This window comes from Staphylococcus sp. Marseille-Q5304, assembly GCF_943737015.1.
In the GTDB taxonomy this organism is placed as follows: Bacteria; Bacillota; Bacilli; order Staphylococcales; family Staphylococcaceae; genus Staphylococcus; species Staphylococcus hsinchuensis.
Map to the genome: position 1 here is coordinate 1 of NZ_CALSFP010000007.1, position 2,571 is coordinate 2,571.

Annotated in this window: 4 protein-coding genes; 1 reads left to right on the forward strand and 3 read right to left on the reverse strand. The window is 29.9% G+C overall.

All coding sequences use genetic code 11. The annotated features are described in order from the left end of the window. Positions 1 to 936 (reverse strand): protein rep (locus tag NGI30_RS11380; protein WP_251944113.1); only part of this gene is annotated, 936 nt, incomplete at its 3' end. A 217-nt stretch (positions 937 to 1,153) separates the two neighbouring features. Between NGI30_RS11380 and NGI30_RS11385 the strand changes: the two genes are divergently transcribed. Beyond that, on the forward strand, positions 1,154 to 1,669 hold the full coding sequence (locus NGI30_RS11385; RefSeq protein ID WP_145431467.1) for a GrpB family protein: 516 nt from the start codon (positions 1,154 to 1,156) through the stop codon (positions 1,667 to 1,669). Between the two features lie 172 nt (positions 1,670 to 1,841). Here the strand turns inward: NGI30_RS11385 and NGI30_RS11390 are convergent, their stop codons facing one another. After that, entirely contained in the window at positions 1,842 to 2,039 is a 198-nt protein-coding gene (locus tag NGI30_RS11390; RefSeq protein WP_251944116.1) for a hypothetical protein, read from the reverse strand. A gap of 342 nt (positions 2,040 to 2,381) precedes the next feature. Beyond that, on the reverse strand, positions 2,382 to 2,571 hold a 190-nt coding region (locus NGI30_RS11395; RefSeq protein ID WP_251944118.1), incomplete at its 5' end, for a protein rep.

The window sequence follows — 2,571 nt, forward strand, 5'->3', positions numbered from 1 at the left end:
TTTTTCTTCTTCGTCGGTTATCGTTTCGTCATCACTTGTTTTTATTAAATCGCCATCTTCTGCGTCGTCTAAATTCAAAATTTTATGTTTTTGTTTAAGCAAACCACCGTAACTTAACATTCTTTTTCTGTACAACCCCTGTTCTAAATCATTAACGATTTCTGCGTCTTTTTCATGATTACCAGTTAAATAATCAGATGATTTCACAGAGTATTTTGATGTTTCTTTAATCGCAGCTTGAATATCTTTATCGCCTTTTTTGTTTGGCTTAATCGCTTTAATATTTGCGACTGGTTTGTAATCAACTTGAAGTGCTTTTTGCCAAAGTTTGATCCACTCGTCTTGAGTTATATAATTTTCTTTTTTTCTAAAATAAGCATTTTCGACACACAATAAAACGTGCATATGTTGGTTGTAACTACCGTCTTTTTTATTAACTGTTACTTCTGTCGAACGCATAAAACCAATTAAATTCTTTTTAACTTTTGAGTACATTTTTAATTTATTAAATGCCTTAGACATTTCTCTTAAACTTTGTTCTAACGTTTCTCCGTCAATCGCATTTTTAGTTGAAAGTGTTAAAAATAACCAACGAGATTTCGGCTTTTCTTTAACCACTTCTTCAATCACTCTTTGAGCTTGATAACTATTTTTCATTGCACGCCTCCAATTACAAACCGGACACAATTTTGATTTACAAAACCATGTTTTATATAACTTCAAATACCCGTCATCATTGGCTTTAAATTCTAAGACGTTACCACATTGTTTTACGTTATAAGCCTTTTTAATTTTTAAAATTTCAAGTATATCGGCATAGCTTACATTGTCGATTTTCTTTTCTCTCCACGGGCGTTGTTTCCCGTTTTTAGTCATATCTTTCAATGTTTCATTATCTTGATTTTCGTCTACACATCTTGTAGTATAAAAATGCATACAGAAACCCCCAGTATTCGATTTTAGCTTGACACTTTAATCTTATTACTGGGGTTTTTTTATGTCAAATTTTCTTTTCACGCCGAAAAACCAAAATAAACGTTGATATAAAAGGCTTTAGCAACATTTTTTAATCTTTGAATTATTTCTATATAGTATCAAGACAAGAAGAAACTCGTTTACACTCGTTTTAAAAAAACAAAAAAGGAAGGCTAAAATGAGAAGAGTAGAAGTTAAAGATTATCAACCAAATTGGCAAGAAAATTTTAATAACGAAGCAAAAAAATTAAAAACTATTTTTAACGACGAAATAATTCATATTCATCACATAGGCAGTACATCAATCCAAGGATTAAAAGCAAAACCCATAATAGATATCATGGTAGTAGTGAAAAATATAGAAAAAGTTGATGAATTTAATGAAAAATTGAATGACCTCGGATACGAAAATTTAGGGGAAAATGGTATTCCTAAAAGAAGATTTTTTAGAAAAGGAAAAATAAAAAGAACTCACCACTTACATGTATTTGACTATAAAAATAAAACAGAAATAGAACGTCATTTAGCATTTAAAGAATATCTAAAATCTCATAAAGAAATCGCGAAAGAGTATGGGGAATTAAAAAATGAATTAGCCAAGAATTATCCTGAAGATATAAAATCCTATGTAAATGGCAAAGATAAATACGTGAAAAAAATAGAGAAAAAAGCAATAGATTGGTATAGACAATAAATATATTGCTTTATTCCAATTGCTTTATTGACGTTGAGCCTCGGAACCCTTAACAAACCCAAAACTTGTCGAATGGTCGGCTTAATAGCTCACGCTATGCCGACATTCGTCTGCAAGTTTAGTTAAGGGTTCTTCTCAACTTCAATAAATTTTCTCGGCATAAATGCGTGTTCTACTTTTTATTTTTTAGCCTACCTATGTTTGCAATTCCAACAGTTATTGGAAACATTGCCATTAACCAACTAATCATGAAATTAGCATCTCCTAAAAAATAATAACCAAGAAAAGTTAATATACCTACAAGTAATAAAAAATAATTAAAAGCTAATGAACTTCCTAATTTTGATTTTTCAGGCATATCTTTTTTCACGCTCCTTATTTTTTTATGCTAACAAAATATTTAAAGACTTAATAAAAATTATAATGCCCTTATTTGCAATTTTAAGATACTTTTTAGAGCATTTAGGGGTATTTTATATATATTTATACCCAAAACGATTTAACGGCTCTTAAAACGCAAATATGAGCTAAATTTAAAAATCAGAAAAACAAAACAAAAATTTTTGCTTAACCAGTGTCGAATTTTTTAGACACTGCCCAGTTACATGCAAATTTAAAAATTGGCATAAAAACTGGGCAACCATGCTGGTTGAACGCTATAGTTCCTGCAGGGGCAAAAAAGCATAAAAAAACGCTAGCTTTTAAGCTAACGTTACAAATTTTTTAAAAAATAATTTTGTTTTTCGTAATTCCAAATTGCAGTGATTGAATGTGCTTTTTCTTCTTCGTCGGTTATCGTTTCGTCATCACTTGTTTTTATTAAATCGCCATCTTCTGCGTCGTCTAAATTCAAAATTTTATGTTTTTGTTTAAGCAAACCACCGTAACTTAACATTCTTTTT